The organism is Pedobacter sp. KACC 23697 (assembly GCF_045348445.1).
Lineage (GTDB): Bacteria > Bacteroidota > Bacteroidia > Sphingobacteriales > Sphingobacteriaceae > Pedobacter.
In genome coordinates, this window is the sequence record NZ_CP157485.1 from 1,452,925 (window position 1) to 1,477,899 (window position 24,975).

The 24,975-nt window shown below is 37.0% G+C and carries 24 protein-coding genes; 9 read left to right on the top strand and 15 right to left on the bottom strand.

All coding sequences use genetic code 11. From position 1 onward, the window contains the following. The first annotated feature begins 826 nt into the window (after positions 1–826). Positions 827–2,497, top strand: coding sequence for a beta-1,6-N-acetylglucosaminyltransferase (locus ABEG20_RS05545; protein ID WP_406826393.1), 1,671 nt, complete (start codon positions 827–829; stop codon positions 2,495–2,497). A 245-nt stretch (positions 2,498–2,742) separates the two neighbouring features. Here ABEG20_RS05545 and ABEG20_RS05550 read toward each other — a convergent pair whose 3' ends face one another. The 8 genes from ABEG20_RS05550 to ABEG20_RS05585 all read right to left on the bottom strand — a co-directional run bounded on the left by ABEG20_RS05550 (position 2,743) and on the right by ABEG20_RS05585 (position 10,898). Then, positions 2,743–3,585, bottom strand: a complete 843-nt coding sequence (locus ABEG20_RS05550; protein ID WP_406826394.1) for an alpha-1,2-fucosyltransferase — start codon at positions 3,583–3,585, stop codon at positions 2,743–2,745. Between the two features lie 40 nt (positions 3,586–3,625). Next, the gene (locus tag ABEG20_RS05555; protein WP_406826395.1) at positions 3,626–4,297 is read right to left on the bottom strand and encodes a hypothetical protein; all 672 of its coding nucleotides are present in this window, start codon (positions 4,295–4,297) and stop codon (positions 3,626–3,628) included. Positions 4,298–4,521: 224 nt separating this feature from the next. Beyond that, entirely contained in the window at positions 4,522–4,923 is a 402-nt protein-coding gene (locus ABEG20_RS05560; protein ID WP_406826396.1) for a DUF932 domain-containing protein, read from the bottom strand. Between the two features lie 140 nt (positions 4,924–5,063). Further along, complete coding sequence (locus tag ABEG20_RS05565) at positions 5,064–6,602, bottom strand: SulP family inorganic anion transporter (RefSeq protein WP_406826397.1); 1,539 nt, start codon at positions 6,600–6,602, stop codon at positions 5,064–5,066. 1,313 nt (positions 6,603–7,915) lie between these two features. After that, positions 7,916–9,016 carry a serine hydrolase domain-containing protein gene (locus ABEG20_RS05570; RefSeq protein WP_406826398.1) on the bottom strand — a complete coding sequence of 367 codons (1,101 nt, stop codon included), beginning with the start codon at positions 9,014–9,016 and terminating at the stop codon, positions 7,916–7,918. A 162-nt stretch (positions 9,017–9,178) separates the two neighbouring features. Continuing rightward, on the bottom strand, positions 9,179–9,841 hold the full coding sequence (locus ABEG20_RS05575) for an NAD-dependent epimerase/dehydratase family protein (RefSeq protein WP_406826399.1): 663 nt from the start codon (positions 9,839–9,841) through the stop codon (positions 9,179–9,181). A gap of 17 nt (positions 9,842–9,858) precedes the next feature. Continuing rightward, complete coding sequence (locus ABEG20_RS05580) at positions 9,859–10,422, bottom strand: TetR/AcrR family transcriptional regulator (RefSeq protein WP_406826400.1); 564 nt, start codon at positions 10,420–10,422, stop codon at positions 9,859–9,861. A gap of 65 nt (positions 10,423–10,487) precedes the next feature. Next, positions 10,488–10,898: a nuclear transport factor 2 family protein gene (locus tag ABEG20_RS05585; RefSeq protein ID WP_406826401.1), complete on the bottom strand. Its 411-nt coding sequence runs from the start codon at positions 10,896–10,898 to the stop codon at positions 10,488–10,490. A gap of 366 nt (positions 10,899–11,264) precedes the next feature. On the opposite strand from ABEG20_RS05585, the gene ABEG20_RS05590 reads away from it, so the two are divergent. The 5 genes from ABEG20_RS05590 (at position 11,265) to ABEG20_RS05610 (ending at position 15,248) form a co-directional block, all read left to right on the top strand. Next, positions 11,265–11,531 carry a hypothetical protein gene (locus ABEG20_RS05590; RefSeq protein WP_406826402.1) on the top strand — a complete coding sequence of 89 codons (267 nt, stop codon included), beginning with the start codon at positions 11,265–11,267 and terminating at the stop codon, positions 11,529–11,531. A 535-nt stretch (positions 11,532–12,066) separates the two neighbouring features. Then, entirely contained in the window at positions 12,067–12,459 is a 393-nt protein-coding gene (locus tag ABEG20_RS05595) for a hypothetical protein (protein ID WP_387504378.1), read from the top strand. Then, positions 12,456–13,625, top strand: coding sequence for a hypothetical protein (locus ABEG20_RS05600; protein ID WP_406826403.1), 1,170 nt, complete (start codon positions 12,456–12,458; stop codon positions 13,623–13,625). The genes ABEG20_RS05595 and ABEG20_RS05600 overlap by 4 nt, the downstream gene beginning before the upstream one ends. Before the next feature lie 878 nt (positions 13,626–14,503). Further along, a complete protein-coding gene (arr, locus tag ABEG20_RS05605; RefSeq protein ID WP_406827380.1) occupies positions 14,504–14,902 on the top strand; it encodes an NAD(+)--rifampin ADP-ribosyltransferase in 399 nt (132 codons plus the stop codon). A gap of 217 nt (positions 14,903–15,119) precedes the next feature. Then, the gene (locus ABEG20_RS05610) at positions 15,120–15,248 is read left to right on the top strand and encodes a hypothetical protein (protein WP_406826404.1); all 129 of its coding nucleotides are present in this window, start codon (positions 15,120–15,122) and stop codon (positions 15,246–15,248) included. A 250-nt stretch (positions 15,249–15,498) separates the two neighbouring features. Here ABEG20_RS05610 and ABEG20_RS05615 read toward each other — a convergent pair whose 3' ends face one another. From ABEG20_RS05615 to ABEG20_RS05625, 3 genes are all read right to left on the bottom strand, one after another. Beyond that, positions 15,499–15,972, bottom strand: a complete 474-nt coding sequence (locus tag ABEG20_RS05615; protein WP_406826405.1) for a hypothetical protein — start codon at positions 15,970–15,972, stop codon at positions 15,499–15,501. A 153-nt stretch (positions 15,973–16,125) separates the two neighbouring features. Beyond that, positions 16,126–16,455: a hypothetical protein gene (locus ABEG20_RS05620; RefSeq protein WP_406826406.1), complete on the bottom strand. Its 330-nt coding sequence runs from the start codon at positions 16,453–16,455 to the stop codon at positions 16,126–16,128. A 7-nt stretch (positions 16,456–16,462) separates the two neighbouring features. Next, positions 16,463–16,783, bottom strand: a complete 321-nt coding sequence (locus tag ABEG20_RS05625) for a hypothetical protein (protein WP_406826407.1) — start codon at positions 16,781–16,783, stop codon at positions 16,463–16,465. Between the two features lie 553 nt (positions 16,784–17,336). Between ABEG20_RS05625 and ABEG20_RS05630 the strand changes: the two genes are divergently transcribed. The 3 genes from ABEG20_RS05630 to ABEG20_RS05640 all read left to right on the top strand — a co-directional run bounded on the left by ABEG20_RS05630 (position 17,337) and on the right by ABEG20_RS05640 (position 19,703). Next, a complete protein-coding gene (locus ABEG20_RS05630) occupies positions 17,337–18,068 on the top strand; it encodes a HEPN domain-containing protein (RefSeq protein WP_406826408.1) in 732 nt (243 codons plus the stop codon). A gap of 4 nt (positions 18,069–18,072) precedes the next feature. Continuing rightward, a complete protein-coding gene (locus tag ABEG20_RS05635) occupies positions 18,073–18,660 on the top strand; it encodes a hypothetical protein (RefSeq protein WP_406826409.1) in 588 nt (195 codons plus the stop codon). A gap of 401 nt (positions 18,661–19,061) precedes the next feature. Continuing rightward, positions 19,062–19,703 (top strand): alpha-ketoglutarate-dependent dioxygenase AlkB, encoded by a 642-nt coding sequence (locus ABEG20_RS05640; protein ID WP_406826410.1) that lies wholly within the window; start codon positions 19,062–19,064, stop codon positions 19,701–19,703. A 98-nt stretch (positions 19,704–19,801) separates the two neighbouring features. Here the strand turns inward: ABEG20_RS05640 and ABEG20_RS05645 are convergent, their stop codons facing one another. The 4 genes from ABEG20_RS05645 to ABEG20_RS05660 all read right to left on the bottom strand — a co-directional run bounded on the left by ABEG20_RS05645 (position 19,802) and on the right by ABEG20_RS05660 (position 24,924). Then, positions 19,802–20,428 (bottom strand): alpha-ketoglutarate-dependent dioxygenase AlkB, encoded by a 627-nt coding sequence (locus tag ABEG20_RS05645; protein ID WP_406826411.1) that lies wholly within the window; start codon positions 20,426–20,428, stop codon positions 19,802–19,804. Between the two features lie 61 nt (positions 20,429–20,489). Further along, complete coding sequence (locus ABEG20_RS05650) at positions 20,490–21,980, bottom strand: hypothetical protein (RefSeq protein ID WP_406826412.1); 1,491 nt, start codon at positions 21,978–21,980, stop codon at positions 20,490–20,492. After that, a complete protein-coding gene (locus ABEG20_RS05655; protein ID WP_406826413.1) occupies positions 21,980–23,740 on the bottom strand; it encodes an SAP domain-containing protein in 1,761 nt (586 codons plus the stop codon). Before ABEG20_RS05655 ends, ABEG20_RS05650 begins: the two co-directional genes overlap by 1 nt. An 11-nt stretch (positions 23,741–23,751) precedes the next feature. Continuing rightward, complete coding sequence (locus ABEG20_RS05660; protein WP_406826414.1) at positions 23,752–24,924, bottom strand: ATP-binding domain-containing protein; 1,173 nt, start codon at positions 24,922–24,924, stop codon at positions 23,752–23,754. Positions 24,925–24,975 lie beyond the last annotated feature (51 nt).

The window sequence follows — 24,975 nt, forward strand, 5'->3', positions numbered from 1 at the left end:
TAATTTAAAACTTTTTGCCTATTAAGGGGACAAGGGCCTTGTTAACCAGTTTTCCTTGAAATGTAGTCAACAATATTCATCGAGCGTTTTTCAGTTAGCGTTTTATACAATATTCTATTCTGGTTAAATCATTATTATTGGGTGAAAACTAAAAATTTAAAAACAAGACTTTTGCAAATTAGAATTCATCTTTTTACACCATTCATATATTATAAGGCTTTGTTTGTACTTTCTCCAACATAACCTGTTGTCTGTCCTTAAAGAGAAAAAATCATAAATTTCTTTCTGAAGTGGAATATTAGGAATAGAGGCGCTCTTTCTTCAATATTCTACTACCAGCTTCAAATACTTTTACCAAGCAACTATTCTGTTCTCTGAACCAAAGTGCTGATTCAATTTACCTCGTGATAATGTCAGGTTAATTTTAATCCTAAAGCAGTAAGAAATTAATAAGTCATTATTGAAATATTTTGCCGTGGCCAAATGAGATTTTTGTAGAACTTGAGCATTTTTTTTGGTTTTTAATTTTTAATTTGCTTATTTGTTTACAGATAAGCATGTAAATTTTTATCAGTCAAATAGTTTGTTATGCGCAGGTCTAATATTAATTTTAGATCTGTTACAAGTAATCTCGAATTTTATTAGCATAAACTATTTAATGCATTTAATTGAAAGCAAACTAATGCTAACTAACAGACGTAAAAGTTATTATCCATAGAAAGCATCAATGCTTCACCTGATTAAAGCTAACAAAAATTATTGATTAGTCTTTCAAGAGAAATCAAATTTGTTTTTTAGATTTAGGATATTACTTTAATAAACATATATGAATTTAACATACGTGATATTAGCACATGATGATCCTAAAAATCTTGAAAGGCTGGTCAGTTGCTTATCTGCCGAGAATGTAAAGTTTGTTGTTCATATTGACATCAGAGCAGAGCTTTCAACTTTCACAAATAGATTTACTGCTCTTGATCTGGTAAATATTACGTTTATAAAAAAAAGATGCGAAAGCTATTGGGGTAGTTTTGCAATTGTTCAGGCTACTTTAAATTGCCTCAAGGCTGTATGCGATAAACTACCTTTCACTGATCGTATAGTGGTTATGAGCGGGCATGATTATCCCATCAAAAATAACCGATACATCTATGAATATTTAAAATCCAATCCATTATCTATTTATTTGACTTTCAATAAAATACCTTACCGTATATGGTGGAAAGGAGGTAAAGAAAGATTTCCATCCTATGAAAAAATTAATGAGGTGTTAAAAATATATGCCGGTTCTCAGTGGTTCTCATTACCAAAATATGCATTGAAGATTATTTTTGATTTTATAAAACTCAATCCAGATTTTGTACGATATTTCCAAACCGTCGATATTCCTGATGAAAGTTTCTTCCAGACCCTATTTTTAAATTGCGGTGAAAAAATTATTGAGGACAATCTTATTAATCAAGGTCTTCATCTCATCAAATGGGATTCTCCATATACCCATCCCAGATATCTCAATGAGCAACATTTTGCATTGATTAAACGAAGCAGTTTTCTATTCGCCAGAAAATTCAATGCTGAATCGCCTTCTAAAATACTTGACAAGATAGACATTAACTTACTATATCAGAAAGGTAAGTGCTACAAAAATATTGAGAATAAGTTGGTGGTAAATGAAGCTCAACAAAAGTGTGCTGTGCTTTTCCTTACTAATAAAAGTGATAGAACAACATTGAGCGTGTATCAAAAGCTCAAAAGAGAAGCCCCAGATCGCCACGAAGTTTTTCTTATGTATCATCAGACCAGAAAGGTAATTTCAAAATCCATTTCCATTCAAAATCCGATTCCTTTCACGGATAATATCTTGAGGTCAACTGGGTTCAATGCTATAAATAATAAATTAACACCTGGGAGTAATCACTTTCCACTTTTTGATTATTATCAGCAGAACCAGGGTTACGATTATTACTGGTATATCGAGGATGATGTTAGATTTAACGGAGACTGGAGTGTTTTTTTTGATTCTTTTAAACAGGATAGCACTGATTTCTTAACCTGCCATGTTCGAAGATACCAAGACGAACCCAATTGGTTTTGGTGGGAAACGCTAAAGCATAATTCAGGGATAAGAATTCCGCTAAATTTCAGACTTAGATCATTTAATCCTATATTTCGCATTTCCAAAAGAGCACTAGCTTTTCTCAATAATGCCTTCAAGACAGGCTGGAGTGGACACCATGAAGTAACAATGGTTAGCTTATTATTTTCTGCAGGATTTTCAATTGCCGATTTAGGTGATAGAGGTGAATTCGTTTCATCAATGGTTACAAAAACACATTACAAATCTGCTCTGCCTGATCTGCACGGTAACGTCAGTACAGGTAGTATGCGTTTTCGTCCAACAATAGAAGCTATCGAAATGACAGATGAAATTCTATACCATCCTGTTAAAACAGTCAACAGCAAAAAAACAGATTGGCAGAATTCCTATCATAAATAAAACAAAATTTTGAGACCAATTGATTATAGTTACAGTTTTCTTTTGAAGTTATTCTATATGATAAAAAAGCCTGTTTGATAATTGATTAATTGGCAAATATTTTATTTCCTTCCGGAAAGGGAAACTTCTGTCGTTAATTAAAATTCATATGAACTTGCCAATCAATTAAATTGATAAAACTGATTTACAATTTAATACTGACACTTGGTAAAATGTGTACTTGATTTTCCATATTGTTCAATATATTAAAAGCTCAACCAATCTGGAGGAGTTAGATCGTTGATAACTAGATGTTCTGCTGCAAACCACTTCCGGGGATAGATGATGATGCTGTTTTTAGATCTCCCTAGCCATGCAGCCCACCAGCTATAACTACTGTTTGCCATAATAAAATGTTTACATTGACACATCAATTGCAAATACGGCAAATTATTTTCCCCATAAAAACGCTCATCCATAAATCTTATATTTTCATAACGAGACAGTTTTTCGCGGCACCAGGGAATATCGTCTGAAAATACATAAAACCTGGCTGCTGCTAAATTATTTTTACAGTAATTAATTCCATCATCGATATAATTTTCAGATACTACTCCATGATAGTCCAACTTTTGAAGATAATCGCCTCGCCTTATGTGAATCATTACGGAATTGCTATTAACGATCTCGGAAGCCGCATTTTTCCAAATGCTAGAAAGCCCTTTTTTAAAAATAAACTGCTTTTTGATCAGATCATCTATTGGTGCAAAATACTTATAAGACTGCCAGTAGCCCTTGACAAAAACAAGTTTTTTATAAATCTCATCTGATTCCAAGTGCTGATGATTAGTTGCATCAAAACAGTAGCTATTTTCTGAAATGAATGTAATCTCGTCACGCCGCCATTGATGATTAAATATAACATCTTCTGCGTTCATGTATTCCTCTATCCTGAATATCTCTAAGTCGAAGGTTCTGTCAGATCGCCCAGATGTATAAAAACTGGTATTAAGTAATAGCGGCCTATTGTACTTCAAAGACAAAAATTTACCAAATGCGTATTGAAACATCTGGTTTCCAATGCCCCCCTTTAATTCGATTACTATCATATATAAGTCTTCTACTACATCTCTCAGGAAAAATAAGTTATTAACTTTGATAAAAATTGTATACCTGCCAAACTTTTCTCAGGTTCTTACTTGCGATTTCAAATCGATTTCTCGCCCACTCAGGATCGTCCTGGTTATGGGAGCTGACATCAGAATAGCCAAAATACTTTTGAATAGAAATGAAAGGAAAAATTGTCATTTTATTCATCGTTAATGCGGAAAGGGTTTGGTCTACCTTTTTCGTTTCATCGAATTCGGTGTTCAGTATTAGGTTGTAAATACTTTTGAAGATAACAATAAATTGGTTGCAGTAATAGTTATCTAGCCATATACGATTTTTAGACACTGGGACAGCGATCTGGAAACCACCGCTAATACCACCGCATAGTATTTCGACCCCCTGTGCATGTGCTTCTATGATATTTTTAAATAGAAGTTCCTTACTATAATGCTCTGTAAATACATGGTCATCCTCACAAATAATAATAACATCCTCATTATTTTCCTTTGCAATAGTTATTGCTAGTTGTATGCTCTTAAATAGACCTACCGCCCCGATTTTATGCTTTACTGCATTTACAACATTAATTTTAAACTCATTCTTGCCTTCAAATTCTTTCAATACATTTTTCAATCTTTCATTCCTGTTTTCCAAGTTAATGATGAAAGTTGAAATATAAGTATCCATTTGTTGGAATTCTATTTCTAACATCGATTGATACATTAGTGTAAAACGTCATATAATTTACGGATTTTATATATAGAATTTTACATAATAATTGTAAGCACCAAAGAAAGTTCCCTTTGTGGTATCGAACTGTTGTATCGGGCTGGTCTCGGCATACTCCAAAACCTTGTCTACCATATTGGTAAACAAAGTTGAAAACTTACTTTTCTTAGGTTTTCCAAAGTTTGCTTGTTTGGTGCCATTGCCATTTACACCAGTTTTTTTACCTGCTTATCCGTAATCCTGACCTTTGCCCATTGGTTAAAAATATGCTCCATTTCTCCACCTAATTGGTTGGCGATGGCTAATAGTTGGTGTGCCTTCTTCAATCGTTCGTTTGCGCTTGTGGTATGCCGTATTTTTATTGTCCCTTTTTGGTTTCGTAATGCGGTATTCAACGTATTTTGGCAACAAATGCGAATGGGTGTGAATGATGCGGTAATGCTACCAAAACCATCGTGTGAAGTGGTCAGAAACAGATACTGCTCAATCAAATCTGATTTACCAACCTTAATAAACTCGGGCAGTTTTGCAGTTATAAAAATTCCTCCCCTTACTATGTAAAAAAGATTATGTAAAGCTTTGATAAGTAAAAGCAGTGAAGGGTTCATGAATTGGAATTTATCAGTGTTCTGCTTACATAATTTTTATGTGATACTAAGTATTAAAATTTGTGTCCAATCGAAAAGCTCGTGTGCTAGGAAAGCAAACGGGCTCTTGAATGAAAGTAAATTATATCTAAAAAAGTTTATTATGGCTTGTCAGTCGCTACTTTATAGTTTGGGTCCTCCAAAATGTTGACTTCAATAACCGACTCAGCGTTTTTAAGTAAAGTTAGGCAATCTGCACTCAGGTGACGCAGATGAAGTTTTTTCCCTGCACTATGGTAACGTTCTGTTAGTTTTCCCAATGCTTCGATAGCACTCATGTCGCTAACCCTACTTTCCCTGAAGTCGATGACAACCTCCTGCGGATCGTTCTGTATGTCAAACTTCTCAAGGAATGCTGTTGTTGAGGCGAAGAACAGAGGACCAAATATCTCATAATGCTTGATGCCCTGATCGTCCACATACTTTCTTGCACGTATACGCTTGGCGCTTTCCCATGCAAATACCAGCGCCGAAATGATAACTCCTATCAGCACTGCAAGTGCCAGGTTGTGTAGCCAAATGGTAATGACAGCGACCAATATCCCCACAGCAATATCATGCTTTGGCATCTTGTTTACAATCCTCAGGCTGATCCACTCGAACGTACCGATAGCCACCATAATCATGACCCCGGTCAGTGCTGCCATTGGTACAAGTTCAATGATAGGAGCTCCGAAAAGGATAATTAACAAAATGGTAAGTGCGGCCACTATTCCCGAAAGCCTCGCCCTTGATCCCGCGGAAAGGTTAACGAATGATTGTGCGATCATTGCACAACCGCCCATGCCGGTGAAGAAGCCATTGGCTATATTTGCAGTACCTTGAGCTACCGCTTCCTTGTTGCCGCGTCCCTTTGTTCCCGTGATTTCATCTACTACATTCAAGGTTAATAAGCTTTCAATCAGGCCAACACCAGCCATAACAAGTGAATATGGAAAGATGATCTTCAGCATTTCCAGATTTAAAGGTACTTCAGGAATATGAAATGGAGGGAAACCTCCGCTTATGGATGCAATATCCTTAACTGTTTTGGTGTCAATATTAAAGCCGATAACAACGAGAAATACCACGATAATGGCAACGAGGGATGCAGGAACTGCTTTGGTGATTTTTGGAAACAGCACAACAATCGCAATTGTAAGAAGTACCAGGCCGAGCATAATCCATAGTGGAGTACCCGTTAGCCAGGCATTACCGCTCGATGTAGTTGCCTTAAATTGTTCTACCTGAGCCATAAATATGATTACGGCTAATCCGTTAACAAATCCGTACATTACAGGCTGAGGTACCAACCGTATGAATTTTCCAAGTTTGAAAAGACCTACAAATAATTGGATAATACCAGCAAGGATTACGGCAGCAAATACATATTCGATCCCATGCGAATGCATGAGTGCGATGAGTACAACTACTGTTGCGCCCGCACCGCCCGAAACCATTCCGGGACGGCCACCCAGTATAGCCGTGATCAATCCCATCAGGAATGCGGCATATAGCCCTGTAAGTGGTGAGAAACCAGCTAATATAGCAAAAGAGAGCGATTCGGGTATCATGGTCATAGCTACGGTAAGACCTGCCAATACCTCGGTCTTGTAGTTGACCTTTTGTGAAAAGTCGAACAAATTAAAGTATGCCTTCATGTTTATGAAAGTTTAATAATTAAGAGAATATTTGAAAAAAGACAAAAATAGAACAGTAAGCAGGGAAGGATATGCTGCGCTTTACTGCCAGTGTAGGACTAAACTATCAAGGCGGTGTAACCGGAGAAGATGTAGTTTTTCTATTCATTGAGGCCAATGTACAAAAGATTTATGGATTTCCTTACATACTAACACATTTTAAATAGAAAAGATCCGACCATATGACTTTCAGTTTGTGAGCGTCTAATTCCAATAGCAGGCGATCGGAAATAAAGTTTTTGAAATCTTGCACTTTCCTGATCCCTCAATGTTACTTCTGAGTCTTTAAAATCTACTCGTTGGTGCCGACGAAATGTATTCCTCCGAAGATTTGATAACCTTGCCTGCATCCACTAAGCTGTTGAAAATTGCTAAAAACTCATCTTTATAAGGTTCGAATTCATAAAGCCTTTGAATAACATTACATAAGGTGTCTCGTTGAACACTGCCGATTCATAGAGGCTAGTTAATTATAATTGATTTTATCGTATCCTCCCGTGTATCAGAAACAGCCAAACTTAATATTGTGAGAACTTTAATATACTCCTTTTTTGCGATCATACTGGCATAATTTGATTATTAATTAAGATATAGCAGAATATCATTTATCATGATAACTAAATTCTTCACTTATTGGTTTTTTAAAAGAAATGTCTTGTAAAAGTTAGATTTAAGAGCTTTTAATTGTATCTCTTTAACAAATCCCAAGATACACTGCTTTTCCACACTATTAAAAAATATGTGAAATAATCCAACAATAGTTTAACAAAAGAATTCAGGTTACTTCTTTCCTAAACCAGGAGATCTAACCGAAAAAAACTTTGTTTTGAAAGTGAATGGCTAGTTTTTCAACAGACAACCCCTCTTACTGTATAAAAAGAGGTTGTACCAAGAAGTGGAGTCAAACCGAAAATAGAAGCTTAAACTAATTTCCTTTGATTCGTTTCTAAAAGTTTATTATTTTTATATATAGCAATTGCAGCTAAAACGTATTAAAAAAATAGTGAGTAATTCAATGAGTAGAATTACAAAACAGCCATAATACTATTTAAACGCTGATTTTAGCACTAGGTGCAAATCCCAGCGGGATCACGAAAAGCCTCAACGAAAGTTGGGGCTTTTTTGTTTTTATCCCGCTGGGGTTCGAACAGAAGGGCAGGCCGGGTGTTCGGGCTTTAGAGCGACTCAGCCACTCCCAGCGGGATCACTATCTAAAATTTTAAATGAATAAACAATCCTGGTATCCCTTAAAAAAAGCATACATATTTTTTAAATTAATTATATAATATCGCTCTTACTTTTTGCAAAAATGAATTTATTTTGGCTTCTGAACGGTTTTGTAGGATGATGATCGTTTTGTCATTGTCCAAATGCCTTTCTATATAAGTGGAATACCCTGGCCAGCCACCAGAATGATACACGATTTTGCCATATTTTTTCGAATTCCCTACGAACCACCCAAATCCATAATGAGTTTCTTTTCCATTGTTCGTTTTTACAGAATTAAATATAAGTCCTTTATCTTTTGCATCTACCAATTTGTCAGTATAAAGTGCGCTGTCCCATTTTAACAGGTCCTCTATTGTAGAATTTACTGTCCCATCGCCCACAATTCCATCCAGATAATAAGTATAAAATTCTTTTCCAAAACTATCGGGAAGCACCTGGTGGCCTAAACTATCTGTAACATAGCCAAGCGCATAATTTTTTACTTCTTTTGGTTCAAATCTGCTCCTGTAGATAAACGTATTTTTCATTTTTAAAGGTTGAAAGATATTTTCACTCAAAAATTTTCCAAAATTCTTATCTGATATTCTTTCTATAATCAAAGCTAATAAAGTATAACCTGTATCGCTGTATTCGTATTTTTCGCCTGGTTCAAAAATAACTTTTGGTCTGTATTTAGCGAAGACATTAATAATATCCTGATTGGTCGCAATTTTTGTTTTATCCCATTTTTCTTCAAAAATCTCCATATAGTCTGGAAGGCCGCCAGTATGATTTAGTAAATTTCTGATGCTGATATTTCCGTAAAAAGCTAATTCAGGTATATATTTTGAGATTTTATCATCATAGTTAAGTTTCCCTTGTTTTGCTAACAAAACAATTGCCATGGCAGTAAATTGTTTGGAAACAGATGCCAGCTCAAATATGGTTTGGTTATTAATTTTTTGCCCGGTTTGCTCATTAGCAAAGCCATAACTCTTTTCGAATAAGATTTTCCCTTTATCTGCAATCAGCACATTTCCATTAAACATTTTCTGCTTAAAAAGAGTATTGAATAAGCTGTCAAACTGTTTGTATTGTACAGATTGACCAAATGTGAGGTTACATAACAACAGTCCAATGGTTGTCAGTAAAAATGTTCTTCTCATAGCATCTTCTTTAAAATTGCCTTTAACGGGGCAGTTATTGCTGAATGGCGGGATTTGATGTTTACTAGCCTCGTAAATATACAAATTTTGATAAAAGCACATTCGCAACAAATAACTGACATGATAAACTTTGTTCTTTTGAAGTTGATTTCACCACAAATGTTATTCACCCATCTCAACCTGTTTCGCAACTAATTTCAAATCTTTTATTTCTAAAATACTTTTGTGGTATCCCCGTATCAGTATTCGAATTAATGCAGTTAACATTTCTTCGTAAGTCAAGGTTTTATTTGGAAAAATAATAGGGTAGATCAACCTGAGTCCCTTATAAATCAACCTTACGTTTTTTTGTGTTTTCAACGGCATAATAAAACCTGGCCTGAAGCTATAAACAGCTTTAAAAGGTAAGTTATTTAATGCGTTTTCTGTTTTGCCTTTTATTCTTGCCCACATTATTTTTCCCTTTTCCGAGCTATCTGCATAAACTCCGGATAAATAAAAGAAAACCATATCAGGGTTAACACGGGCAAGTTCCTTTGCAAACATGATTGTGGTGTAAAAAGTGATGTGGTTGTATTGCTGTTCGCCCATACCAAACGAACTTATTCCTGCACAATAAAAACAGCCATCGTAGCCAGCCAGTTGAGCGCTATGTGTGGTTAACTGGGTAAAGTCTTTTACAATCAGTTCTGAAAGTTTGGGATGTTTTAATGGAGAAACCCTTCTATTCACCATCAATACCCCGGTAATATTGGGATGATCAAGAGCAGCCATCAAAATGCCTTCGCCAATCATTCCTGTGGCGCCTGTTACTATTATTTTCATCTCTATTGCTTTTCTAATCAGTCTTCAATCATTTTCCAAAACATCAAAAAAGTATCCTCAATGATGTGATGTTGTTCATCTTTGGTAAATTTATTTGAAGACAGGTATTGGTTTACACCAAATACCTGATTACTGATCAACGCATATAATAACTTTACATCAATATCAACCACCAGCTGCTCCTCAATAGCCTCTTCAAAAAGTTGCAATACGGGTGCTATCTGTGCCGAAATTTCATCCGTACCAATTCTTTTCAGATAGGGAGAATTGGAGAACTGTGCCAAAAATGAAAATTCGGTGGGATTGCGTATCGACCATTTAAGCGATTCTTGATAATAAGCTTTGATGGCTTCCTTTGTTGATTTAACATCTACCAATGCAGCATTTATACTTTCTGCTGCCTGTCCTTTTAATTTTAAATAAAGTGAAATGATCAACTCATCTTTGGTCGGGAAAAAGTAAAACAAAGTCCCGGTGGCAACACCTGCCTCTTTTGCAATTTTACTGGTTGGTGTATCATTAAATCCTTGTGATACAAATAATTCCAATGCAGTTTGAAGTAGTTTTTCTCTTTTATCCATGCTCAGGTAATTTCGGAAGGCAATCGGGGAGTATCATCTCCCAATCACACGCTTCGTGTTATCCACTAATTAATTATATCATCCATCGGGCCACAGAATAATTCATTGACCATAATGGTGTCCAGATATTCATAAAGCCCGCTGATTAAACCATCCTTAAAGGTTAAAAGCAACATTACATCGTTTTCGTAAATACGCTCATCCTTTCGCTTTCCCCTGATATGAACATGAAGTGCCGCCCGCTCATTGTCTGCCGTTATAGATTGGAGCGTCATTTTCATACCCTCCGGAAATCGTTCTGCAACGATGCCCCATAATTTCGCCTGATTTTCTATGGATTGTAAACCTCCAAAAGGCCAGGATCCCTCACCACTAAGCCAATAAACACAATGAGGTGTTTTTAATTTGTTCATTTCAGCTAAGTTTCCTGCCACCATTGCATTAAAATATTGTTCTGCTATTTCCTTTGTTATCATATTCTATTTTAGTGACTGTTTAGTCAGTCAATACAAATGTACGATAATTTATTTGTTGGCAAAATTTCTAGGTAACTTACTGATAAAAACCGAAAGCGATTCCCGTAAATATGATGCTTAGCAAGATTACTTTTAAAATACGTGCATAAATTAAGTAGCCACTGAAACACAGAAATCATGGAAGAAATTAAAGTTTTTCTGTGTTTTTCGTGCTTTCGTGGCAAACATGATGCTTAGAACTAATGCATAAAGAAAACGAACAATCAGAGAAAAGTTAAAACTATTTCCGTGAGATTATACCCTACAAAATAGGGGCGGGCATTGTAAAAGGCAATTTTTGCGTTAATTTGTTAAAAATCTTCAAACATGGAATTTAGTCCCAACCATCCTCTCATCAAGCTTTTAATGAAAGGTATGCACCTGAATGAAACAGGGAATGTAGAAGAAGCCGCTAAAACATTCCTCCAGGCCTGGAATGAAGCCGCAGACGATTTTGAAAAGGCTATCTCAGCCTGGTACATCGCGAGGCTGAAAACAACTATTCCTGGTAAAATTGATTGGTATGAAACTGCATTGAAGCATGCCTTGAATGCACATCCCAGCGGGATCACGAAAAGCCTCACAGAAATGTGAGGTTTTTTGTTTTGGATTGGTTAAAATTTGAATAAAAATCTTTAACACGCGGCCGAATCTTATTTTCCTGTCAAGAAGAAGTCATCTGGCTTGATCTGCAACTTCAAGTTAATTGCCTCTTTATCAATTCCAAAAGCAAATCTACTCCTTGTCTGCTTATATTGCCCCTAATAGATTATACATTCTGGCGCTAACAAGCAATAATATCAAAAGCAGTTCAACCTTCATCATAACTACTGCATTAGCGTAAATAAAATTAAAAATACCGACATGTAGGTATTCTCAATCGAAATAACATATTGTAAATTAGAAAACTAAGAATTAACAGATTAATTTTAAGTAATTTACAATAAAATACTACCCCGCCTCGGTCGGAAATTTTTAAAGGGGATTACCATATTTAAAATACATTGTGAGCTGTAAAAAATTAATGCCTGGCTTCTTTAAGTTATCTTAAAAATAAATTGCAATTACTTAATAAACACCTTATGCCTAAATAGTTAACTTTATTTAATCATTCTAAACAACCCTCAAAATGTCAAATACTTACAACATTGGTACAAGTAATGGCCAAGTCAGTCTATCAGTAGACATCACAACTGTTGGCCTTGCCGCTAGCAGAGCAAGCGTTTTAATAGTGTCTGATAATAGTCCCGGAGTTCCCGTGGCCCATTCAGTAGATGCAACTGGCGATATTGCCAATCAAGCCATAGGTAAAGGTACTTTCTTGAAAGGAAAACGACTTACCGTATTTACCTTGGTAAATCTGACCGGTACCGACCCCGAAAGTCGAGCAACCGAAGCAGCAGCAATAAGAGGCAGCTACACACTTTCAGGAGGTAATGATGGTACCAAAACCTTTAATAGCCCGTTAAAATCCTATCAAGATCCTAGCTGTTATGTTATTTTTATTATCGACCTTGTATGAAAAAGTTCGTGTTCACTCTGGCATTAGCAGCGGTATGCTGTAATGCCATCGCGCAAAGTTCTTCAGAAACTTCAAGCAAATCCAGTACGCTTAAAAGTTTAAGTGTACCGGTTTCGCCGGCATTTTCACTTACCGATATCACACCTACCTTGGTCCAAAACCCAACCACCCCTAAATCGTTTGCATTAGGTGTAGTGCAATCTGTTGCAAACGGTGGCTCATACTTTCCTGATAATTTTTCAGCGCAATTTGCGCCTGTTTGGTGGGTTGATCCCGAAGGGATTAGCATATATTCTTATTTAGGTTTAACGCGGCCAGAATCCGGCAAAGTTTTAGACGATACCAGGCAGAATATCTTCTCCGGATTGAAGTTCACTTCCCTTTCGGTTGGTTTTATAAATAAAGACCTTATCCCTGACAATATAGAAAAATCACAAAAAGTTTTCTCAATAGGTGCCCATACGACCTTATTGAGGGCATATCATAAAGATCACACCAAAGCACTTAACAGCGCAATTAACAGCTGGCATGAGCATGCGCTGGAAGACATCTCAAGCAATCAGGATCTAATTGATGCTATATCCAGGCTCAATGCCAGCGATAAAAACTACCAGGATCAGATAAATGCATTAACGGAGAAAATGAGGATCAAGCTTTCAGCTCCCGATCTTAAGACAATAAATGATCTTATTATACAAAAACCTGTATTTGCCTGGGACGTTTCTGTTGCTACTGCCGGATATGGTATCAGCAGTGATGCGACAAAAATAGGCCGTTCGGGTGTATGGACTGGTTTATCGCTTAATTTGAAACTGGATAAAAAAGCAACTAACTATTTTTCTATAAATGCATTGGGCCGCTATCTTTACGATCGTTATCAGGTAAATGACGAAAATGTAATCGGGAAAGCCCATAATCTTGATGCAGGGGGCAATTTAGGGTTTGAACTCAACCGATTAAATATTGCTGTTGAATCGTTATACAGATTTACAAATGGCGTTTCTGATTCAAAAAACAGGACTGTAGGTATGATTAGTGTGAAGGTATCGGATAATATATTTATCAATGGAACTTTCGGAAAAGATTTTTCAGGGCCGAATAAGCTTATTTCCCTTTTTGGAATTAACTGGGGCTTTGGCAAAGAGAAAGTTGCCTTACCCGAATAGATAAACGGGCGGGTATCAAATGCCCGCTCGTTTATTGATTAAATTTAAAATTCAGCTATATCCTTGTCTATCTGTAGAATTCCGCGGGGCGCTACGGATTAGCAAATAGAAAAGAGTGTGTGACTCGCTTTTATTTGAGTTTATAAGTTCAATTTTATTCTAATATCCTTAGAGACGCTATGCTTAACTCTACGGACAGAGGGGTACGATAATTTATTTGTTGGCAAAATTTCTAGGTAACTTACTGATCAAAACCGAAATCGATTCCCGTAAATATGGTGCTTAGCAAGATTACTTTTAAAATACGTGCATAAATTAAGTAGCCACTAAAACACAGAAATCATGGAAGAAATTAAAGTTTTTCTGTGTTTTTCCTGCTTTCGTGGCAAACATGATGCTTAGAACTACGCATAAAGAAAATGAACAATCAGAGAAAGTTAAAACTTATTTCCCTGAGATTATATCCTACAAAATAGGGGCGGGCATTGTAAAAGGCAATTTTTGCGTTATTTTGTTAAAAATATTCAAATATGGAGTTCAGTCCCAACCATCCTCTCATCATGCTTTTAATGAAAGGTATGCACCTGAATCAAACAGGGAATGCAGAAGAAGCCGCTAAAACATTTCTCCAGGCCTGGAATGAAGCCGCAGACGATTTTGAAAAGTCTATCTCAGCCTGGTACATGGCCAGCCTGCAAACCGCTATTCCCGGTAAAATTGATTGGTATAAAACGGCATTGGAGCATGCCTTGAATGCCGGTAATGAATCACTAAAAGGATCTTTTCTAACGCACATATATTCGTCCCTCGCTGATCATTATCAATTGCTCGGCGATGTAGAAAATGCAGAAAGGTATGATGGTTTAGCTTTAGCATCCATAAGCCAACCCATCGATAAAGGACCTTTTTATCATGGAACAAGGGCAAATCTCCAAATTGGAGATCTTTTAACCCCAGGCCGCACTTCCAACTATCAGTCAGCACTGGTGATGAATCATATTTACTTTACGGCCTTGGTTAACAGCGCCGGACTTGCAGCTGCGCTGGCGCTTGGCGAAGGTGCTGAACGGGTTTATATCGTTGAACCCACAGACAGTTTTGAGGATGATCCGAATGTGACCAACAAAAAGTTTCCCGGAAATTTAACCCGTTCTTACCGTACCCGGGCACCGTTAAAAATTATTGGTGAGGTAACAGATTGGTTAAAACAAACACCTGAGCAAATACAGCAATGGCGCGGGAAGTTGGCCGATAATAAAGGAGAAATTATTAATTGATTACTCGTGCATCAGTATCATTACTACCCAGCATTTCGATAAGATTTTAGATATCAAGGTAAGCGAAGATGACGAATTTAAAAACTTGATGTTCCAAAATGGAACATCAAGTTAGGGCGGAATACGAAAAGGCCCCAAAGTATTTGCCGAACAAGGTGTAGCTATGCTTTCAGGCATACTTAACAGTGACAGGGCGATAGCGGTTAACATTCAGATCATGCGCATATTTACCCGTATCCGTCACATGTTTATGGATAATACAGAAATCCGTTTGGAGATTGAAAAAATCAAGAACGAGCTAGACAATCAGGATAAAAAATATGGAGATCATATTTCGTTATCTTGATCAACTCCTTGAAAAACAGGAGCAGCCTAATCCTACATGGAAAAGGATTGGATATAAACCCGATGATCTTTAAGCATTCGCGTTAAGTTTTAAGGAAATAGAAAAGAGTCTGTAACTCACTTTTATTTGAGTTTATAAGTTCAATTTTATTCTAATATCCGTAGATACGCTATGCTTAACTCTACGGAGAGAGGGGGTTATTATCCTTGTTATAACAGCAGCCGTATTCAAAAAATAATGTTACTAGTTATTATTTTTCTATATGTCCAACAATAACATTTGCTGGAATTTCCCACTTAAATTCGTTTCGCAAATAATATACCTCTGAATGTCTGTACTTGTCTAGGTTAAGTTGATCAAATTCATTTTGGAGACCGTTAGAGTTAACTCCCAATTCTTTTAATACTAAATTGATTCCTCCTTCAACTATTTGAATAGCATTATTGTAAAGAACCCCATAGAACCCAGAAGATAAATATGCGATTACATAATTTTTCAGTCCAATTTCCTGAGCAAAGAAATGAACTAATTCGTTGCCAAAACATAAATACTCATTATCAGCGTAATATCTCAAATCTAATATATAACTCCAATGAAAAAGATGGTCGTCGTCTAAAAAGACGATGGCATAATTACTTTCAACAGCAACTGCTAATCCATATTTTTCTACTTTGTCGATATTTATTGGCAAACGTCCAATCAAAGTATTGATATTATGTCCCATATTTATTTAAGGCTTTTGAGTTGTGTTGTTATGTTAAATTGATGCCAACATTCCGCGGATTGGCGAAGGTGGTAGTTAAGCTAAAAAATCTTTAAGATATCGATATGCAAGCATCTTGCTTGTCAAATCACTTGTGTGCATTGGTAGTTGACATTATAGTTGAGCATTCTGTTTTAATGAATTGTAGATTCGTTCTACGACCCAATTAAGTTCAGCTTGTTCTGATGCATATTCGCTAATCTGTCCATAAACTGCATATGACGAAATATTAAACCCATCTTCTATATCATTATAAAAAATTACTGTATTTCCGAAAACAGCAACTGCCCAAAATCCTCCGCCATCGTTTCCATATTCTTTTTCCTTCCATTTCTGGGGGGGAATTTTTATAAGGTTCCAGAAATTCAGCGACTCACCATCAAGTTTTAATTCAGCATGTGAAATGCATTCTTTTAATTCTGTTAACGAAATCGGTATCCACATGATTGTTTTACCTAGCCTGCTTAGCTCTATTTAAGCTGATCTTGCTTATAATCTTCTTTTCTGTTTCTGCCTGTATCACATTAACGATCAGATTTGGGTCAATATTTAGTATGTATGCTAAACGTAGTATTTCAGAAACGGTGAACTTTTCAGGATCAGCCAACTTCACAGAATACCGTTCCGAATTGATGCCTAACAATTTAATAATCTTAGTCGGATACAACTCAGAAATATCATACATCTTTTTGATCTTGTTGATTTCAAACATTGCACCTATTGACGAAAGATCTTTTTCGGGATTATTATTATTGTTCTTCCAATTAGCCATATTATTACGTTTATAACTAAAGTCGTCAATAAGTTACTATTCATTTATAAAAAAGAACTATTAGTAAATTAAAAAATACTAATAGTTTGTTTTTGTCAAGAATTTTCACTACGTTTGGGTATGAAATAATAAAGAATTATTTTTAGCGATTACTTCACAAAATATTGAAGCATTCGCACTTCGAGTCTCGTCTTAGAAACCTGAGAAATTTCAAACGGATACGAGAGGTAAGTGTAGTGCTCACGTCATAGGCGTGGGCCTGCTTTTCCGTATCCATGGCTTCTCAGGGCCACTAAGACGGGAAGTGGGTTTCACGCCTTATTTTGCCGACCACTTCCAGGACTCATTTGAAAGAAATTTAAATGAGATCAATATGGAACCAAAATTATCACCAGAAGCCGAACACGCTGTCCATTTCAGGGCGTTCATCCATCGGCTCGCCCGGAAGTTCGAACCGCTCCAGATCTTCAGCTTTTCGCAGAACAGCTACACGCAGATGTCCCGGGGCTGCTTCAATGACAATCAAGATTTTTTTAAATGAGACTATTGCCTGTTGGCAATTACCGAAACGGCAACCCGGATAGATTACGAAATGCAGGATTTTGCCAATGCCGATTATCAGCATGGAACAATTACGATTATCGGCCACGGCAGGCAATCGGTTATCGAGGCAGTACAGCAAAACAGCCGCTTTTTTATCAGCGTGCTGAGCCGTGGAAAACTGCGCTACAGTAAAGATGGTCTAACAGACCATGATCCGATACCTGCATTTATCCCCACAAAGGGCGCAATCAAAGCAATAAGGCATTATGAACACCGCATACCACTGGCTGATGGTTTTTTGATGTGCGCATCCGAATGTCTGGAGAAGGAACAGTTCAGTATTTGTGCCTTTATGCTCCATCAGGCCGTAGAACAAACTTGTATCTGTTTGTTGAGGGTTCATATTGCTTACCGTTCGGAGTTCCATAACCTTTACCGCCTGCTCCGTTTGTGTACCTGCTTTTCTGAAAAGCCTTTGCAACTTTTCCTGTCCACTGCCGAAGATGAGCGGCTATTTAAACTCATGGCAAAGAGCTATTCTGGTTCACGCTATAAAGATGATTTTACGGTTTCGCGGCAAGATGCGGAGCGTCTTTATCAAAAGGTGGCTTCTTTTGTATCGTTGGCCAAAGGGATGTGCAAGGAGAAAATAGAATTGCTTGCTCAATCTGCAGCTGATGATGCCGCCTTGAAAAACACCAACCAGATACAGATCGAAGAAGTTTTACAGATCAATAGGTAAGGCGATGAAGAAGCAGGCAAAAAAGACAACAGATAACAGGATCGTTTATCTCAACAAGGATGAAATAACAGATCCGATAAAAGTGGTACACGAGTTTTTTAGTCACGCATGGTTGCCCGATCATTTGAAGATGCTGAAACGCTGGCGAAACGATGCCGCGTTCGAATCCGAAAAACCAAAAAAATGTAGCCCAGCCTTCCTGGTGTACAATTACGAACTGACCATAAAGCTGATCGAGGCGGCCTGGCTCTTAAAAAACCAAAAGCCTGGCAAACTTGACTTCGATCACAAACAGGAAAGTGAAATTGCAAAATGCTACATCAAAACAGAAAAGAAAAAGCTACGTAACTATCCTGAAAACCTGAGCATTCGGGAAATCGTAAAGCCTTCATCTGTACTCCAGAAAATGTTCAGGATCTATCAGCTGGACGGGTACAAAAAAATCCTGCACACCTGGCTCCACGATGCGCTGAACACCTGCTTCATGGAAGAAAGGCTGAGCAAATTTGAAGTCATTATCGTTTACGAGCAATTGTTGAAATTGTTTGAGGCTACCTGGCTGATCAGGGAGCGGGTAAAGGATTCTAATTAAAAACTTATAAATTGCATAATACAGATATTAGTATATGTGTATTGGTTTGGTTTTGGAAGGCCCAGGCGATGTTTGTGGGTAAAGCTACTGAGGTAATTGCGGCTGGATAATGAAAGCGTGTTGTAAAGGTGAATAAATTACTTATAACTTTCAACAAATTTTTAGCTAAAAATAACTCAAGCAATAAATCCTCTGAGTTAGTACAGAATATATTTTGCATAATAAATAATCAAAAGCTAATGAACTAAAAAGCATATTTCTGTGAAATAAATTGCTAAAAATTTTAGTAATTTAAAAGGCAGATTTGTATCTTTGCGTTAACGGTTTATCTTACCATAAGCATAAATGCTGATGGTAAATTCGAGTACTATTAAAAACTTTGCGCTAAATTAACTATGATCATGGAAAATATTCATCTAAACTGTCCTATCAAATCAAGTCCCTATTTCAAGACTAAAGAAACTAAGTCTTTAAAAGTAATTCGATCTGAAGTTATTTCTGGGCTCACTTACTATCCTGATTTTATCTCTGAAGACGATGAGAATGAACTTTTGGCAATGATCAACGCTGAGGAATGGCTTGTAGAACTTAAAAGAAGGGTACAGCATTATGGATGGAAATACAACTATCGGGAGAGATCGATCGATAAATCTATGTGCCTTGGCCCTTTGCCACACTGGGTAAAAAAAATTGCCATAAGTCTGAAAGAATGTGGTATAGCTGACGAAATCCCGGACCAGGTTATTGTAAACGAATATAGACCAGGTCAAGGAATTAGTAATCACATAGACTGTGAACCCTGCTTTGCTGATACAATTATATCAATCAGTCTTTCTTCAACTAGTATAATGAATTTTATCAATCTGGAATCAAAATTGAAAATTGATGCTATCCTAGAGGCACGCAGTGCGATTTGTTTGAAAGGTGACGCCAGATACAAATGGTCGCATGGGATTCCTGGGCGTTTAGCTGACGATATTTTTGGCGTCAGGATAAATAGAGGTCTGAGGATTTCAATGACATTTCGAAAGGTAATCATCTAATAGCTGGCTATTTCATGAAAATTCAGTGGCGCTACATACGCTTTACCGATATATTTTACAATAAACAGTTAGAAGAGACTTATCAGATCAAAGAGTGACTATCTCAACACCACTTTTCTAAAAGTCATGGACAAGCGTAAAGATCTTCTTACATATTGATTGTTGATGGTGTCGGCAAGCCTGGAAGGAATACCATGCGACCACTTATAGCGAGATTCATCCTTAATGACTACTGCACTTCTGGGTTCCAGCACAATTTCAATCTTTTGTTTGCTTTCCAAGTTGACTAGGTTCATAATGCAGGCTGATCCAAGGCTCAAGGAAACTATTGAATTTCCAAAGCAGGGCTCACAATCCACATGGTTGGCTATGCCTTGTCCTGGCTTATACTCATTGATAATTACTTGGTCGGCTAAATCTGTCGTGAGTTTACGGTCATAGAGACGCGCTGCAATGTTTAATGCCCATGACGGAAGCTGTCCGAGATACATAGAATAATCAATATTGCGCGCCCTATAATCATATTTCCATCCTAGGTGCTGTACTCTCCGCTTTAGGTCACTCAGCCACTCATTCTGGTTGATATTCAAAAGAAGTTCGTTTTCTTCTTCTTGACTGATGAAATCCGGAATATAGGTAAGTCCAGGAACTGCTTTTGTAGGATCAGGATTACCCTGTCCAAAATTATCCGGAGCCGGATTAAACAAATCAAATAAATGTGTCATATCTCTACTACCATTTCACTATCGCAATTATACGGCCGAAAATAGACATTATATAGAATTATTATCTCATTATCTCCAATATTTCGTAATAGACTTTCTCATTTGACTCTGATGACACTGTTTTATACCTGATCGTCTCCGTGTTCTCCGTCAGTCTGTGATGCTGGACAAGTGATTTAAACTCAAGATATTTCGTGTTACGTATATCATTGTCCGGATTCTGAAACACAAAATAAACATGATCCCAAAATTTCGTAATGTCAGCCACAAATATTGCCAGATCAGCAGGCAAAAGTGAATCGCTTGCAAAAAGATAAGAGGCATTGATAAGAACAGGATTATTTTTTCCAGCGACTGCATACAGCACCCCAAAGTCAATATCGTTCCAGTTCTCGTGGTAATAAAAGGTGCTTTCAGAAAATATATCCGACACTTCGAACGTTTTTGCCCGTCTTAGCATTGCCGGAGCGATATCCACTCCAATATAAGTAAACGACAATGCATTTCCCGTAGTAGTTTTAATAAGATCCGCTAGTGCAAGCCCTGAAGTCATGGGGCCACAACCAAGATCGATCATAATAGGTTTGTAATCAGTGTTGTTGAAGAAAGTCTTTAAGGATGGGAGGATTAGTTCGAATACTGCATATGATGTGTAAAAATGCTTTTTCATATTGAAAAAACAATATAGTAAAACCTTATCATCTGTAGTTATCTCCCCATATGATTTTCTAAAATCTGTTCTTCCCCTGCGCAAAACTTCACCCAATATAGTTCTGTTGTCATATCCCCACCAGTTTCCTGCTGGATGATTAATCTCTCTATGAGCGTAATATTCGCTATTTAGTTGATGAAAAATTATCTTAATGGACTCAGAAGGCTCCAGCCTGTCCCGCAAAACAGTAACCGTCTCTACAGAAAACAACTCTTCACCTGTTATCATTGCCCTAATCACTGGGTGTTCAAGTATTGGATAGGCAGCAATTAATTCTGGATCTGAGCAGCGCTCATTTAAGCACGTGATATATCCACTTTTGCCTAATTTATTAAAAGCCTTTCTTGCTTTTTCAATAAAAAATACAAGAATATCGATCAACGACCTATAATTTGCCTCTTCTCCGATCAACTGGGCTTTTGCCAACAAGGCCAGCACTACCGGTAGCTTGGTGAAATAATCTTTTGAAACATCTTCTACCTGCGAAAATTCACTAAGTGCTTCCAACCGGTAACGAGCTGCGTTTTCTGGCACATGAGCCAAGAGTGTAAGCAACATCGAATCTATTTGGATAAGGGCTAGCCGCTCAGCAGCAACCGAAACCATTTCCACGAAAAAGATAAATGGCTCAGCAGTAGAACCACTTGCTTTAAAACTATTATAAGCTGCTGACTTGGCGATCGAGCTGAAAAAAATCCTATCAAAATCCATTCCATGCAGATCAGGACCTGAAAGTCTATAAAGGAAGTTTGATAATTCCTTTTCGTGTTTAATCAGCCAAACATCGAATTCGGCAGCAGATTTGGTTTCAAGAGCAGTGAGGAGAACGTTAATATCCATTATTTTCTGGTCTTCGGTCGCTTATCAAACTCCATTAATTGATTGATATCATCCAAATCGATCTTAGAAGCATTTTCCTTGATGAGTTCGAATAACTGCATCTTAGTCATGCCAAAATTTGATATCATATGGTGAACGAGAACCGAACTGGCCGGTACATTATATGAATAAGCTTTATCCAACAATTCAAACAGGATATCTATTTTGTTTATTCTACGGAAGACCGTTATAGGCACACCTAATACTGAATACGAAAAATTCTGATATTCATAAGCACCCGCCCTAACTGTACTTGCATCCTTAAATTCTGGCCGTTGGTAATCAAGGAATGAAAATTTTTTATTGATGTTCAGTCCATTAATTGCAAACCAATAAGCACTTTCCATTACGAACCTGTCGATAAAGGAAGTTAACCTAAATTTGATAGACTGGTATTTTTGACTGACAGACGCAAAAAACGGGTCAACCAGATTAATATTTGTATCTTCCTTTATCATGGTTTTATATCCATAGTAAAGCCCCAGTACAGACAGTAAGAATTCAGAAACACTTTTGCTCAATGGAGAGTTATTATCAAGGAAATTGTTTCTTACTGCTTGTTTATCAGTGTGTTGTCTACTTTTATTTGGAAACCTAGAGAGAAATAGCAATGCCAGTACGGGATAATTTTTGCTGATCGCTCCATGGAAGGCAACATCTTTATAGGAGATCTGCTTTTCCTGTAACCTTTCAAAGAGTTCAATGATTATTCCCAATTCCTTTTGCTCTTCTATGGTAGAAAGCTCACTTGCCAAGGCGGCATTTAAAATGGTTATTGCAAAATCGATATCCAAATCCACATTTTCATAAATGGCTTTAAGTATTCGTTGAAACAATAGGCGCTGAACAGTAGTTAATTCAATTTCGCCGGGAAAAATGATGTATTTATATAGACCAATATCCCGTGTAGATTTCGGAACCACCGCAGCATTGACCACACTAAGTGCCGCGAGGTAATTATGTGTATATTCTTCAAATATACTTTCGCGATCGGAAAAAAACACCCCAGAATTTTTCATGAACGCAAACATCCCTAGTAGTTTATCATATCTGTCCATAATATCATGCCACTGATCAATTTTGGCATTTTCACCTATTTTAACATTATCCATATCAATTGTTATGGATGCAAGTCTGGTAGAAACGAAGCATATTTTTTCCTCTACAAAAAAGTCGGGAAAGGTTTTGGCGGAGGAAATAAACGTAGATCTCGCCGCTGCTGAATTAAACACAATCCCTTTTATTCTGGACAGCGGAATTGGGGTTTCGCTACGAAGCAGTGGAGTACCTGGAATTTCTATTAGTTCGATTTCGTCTGAGAGAATATCGAGTAATGCGTCATCATCTAAGAATGAATTAACTGGACCTGGGCTAAGCAAAATATTATTAGGGAATAAGGTGAAAATATCCTTTTTCCTGTTTTCTTTAATATAAATTTCACTTTCTTCCAGAACAAGCGGATAGATTATGCCTGCGTTAAAGTAGTGAGATATGTTCGACGCTTTTAAATGGATAAAGAGCGTACAACGTTTGGATCCGGTATTTGATTGCGGTTTGGATTCGCCTACATCGACAAGTGCTAATTGTTTATCTTGAGGCTCTTTTTGTAAGTCCCATCCCTTAAGTCTTCTTATCAATACCTCCTTATTCCCCTTATCATCCAAATTTTTTTCCTTACAAAGCGCTCTCAAACGTGTCGTTTCCAGTTTTTTATATTCCATGTCTAGTATACTTAAAATGGTAGATCATCATCTTCTAGTTTTTTAGGTGCCGCAATAGTTGGCTTGGTTAATTTTCCAGTTTTTGTCAGTTGATAACTTCCGACATCAAATTTATTAAAATATCCAGGCACATTTTCTCCTTGAGCTAGCAGATATAGATTTTCTTTTGCACGTGTCGATCCAATATAATAATGCTGGTCAGTTTGGTAATATTTTGACCCAACAGTTTCCATATTTGGCATAATAACCGTTTGGAATTCTAATCCCTGCGAGGATTTATATGTAGTAACTAATACGTTCTCCAATTCATGAACATGATCTTTGTTATGGTGTCTAGAGCAACCTATTCCTAAAGCGGCGATCGCATCATAATAATATGTAACCTCGTGCACATGATAAACGATTATGGCCACGTTACGGTCGCCTGCATCTTTTAACAGGGTATAAAGTTGAGCAAGTTCGCTATCTTTATCAGGAACTATAAAAAATGTGGGCTTCGCACTTCGTCCCTTTGGGATTTTATCAATTGCGCGCTCATTGTTAACACGCTCATTTAAGGGCAGAAAATATCGGGCAAAATTATATATCTCAAAGGTGTTTCTATAGTTATATTGTAATTGGACGAAATTTACCTCTCCTTTCAACTTCATTTTTGCTGTGATCTGTTCCGTAGTTAATCCATTATGAACTTTTTGAGCATTGTCCGCACCGATTGCTATTACCTTACATTTTTCCATTAGTATCTTATGGAATGCTTCAGAAAAATTCTGTCCCTCATCAATGATAAATTCGTCTATTGAACCATAATTTTTGAGTTCCTCAGCCATTTCTTCGTAAGTCATATCCTCTACTTTCTTCCTTTCCACTCCGTCCACCTCATTATACTCGCTTTCCCGGTAATACCAACCATGATACTTCAAAATATTTGGTGCAAGTTCTTTAGTGGCACTATTTTTCAGATTGGTCACCAGGAGATCATGAAAGGTGATGATGTGAACATTTTTTTCAAGATTAATTAAACGTTCAGCGCGCATGAGACTAACAGTTGTTTTTCCACTTCCAGCACAGCCCGTAACCAAGAGGTTTTCTGGCCCGTCATAATCGATGGCGTAGATCATTTGGGCACCACCGAGACTATTTTCAATATCGGTCCTGGAGATGATGTTAAATTTAAATTGAGGCATAATTAAGATAGTATATAAATGCTAAATATAGTGTGCAAAATATCAAAAATG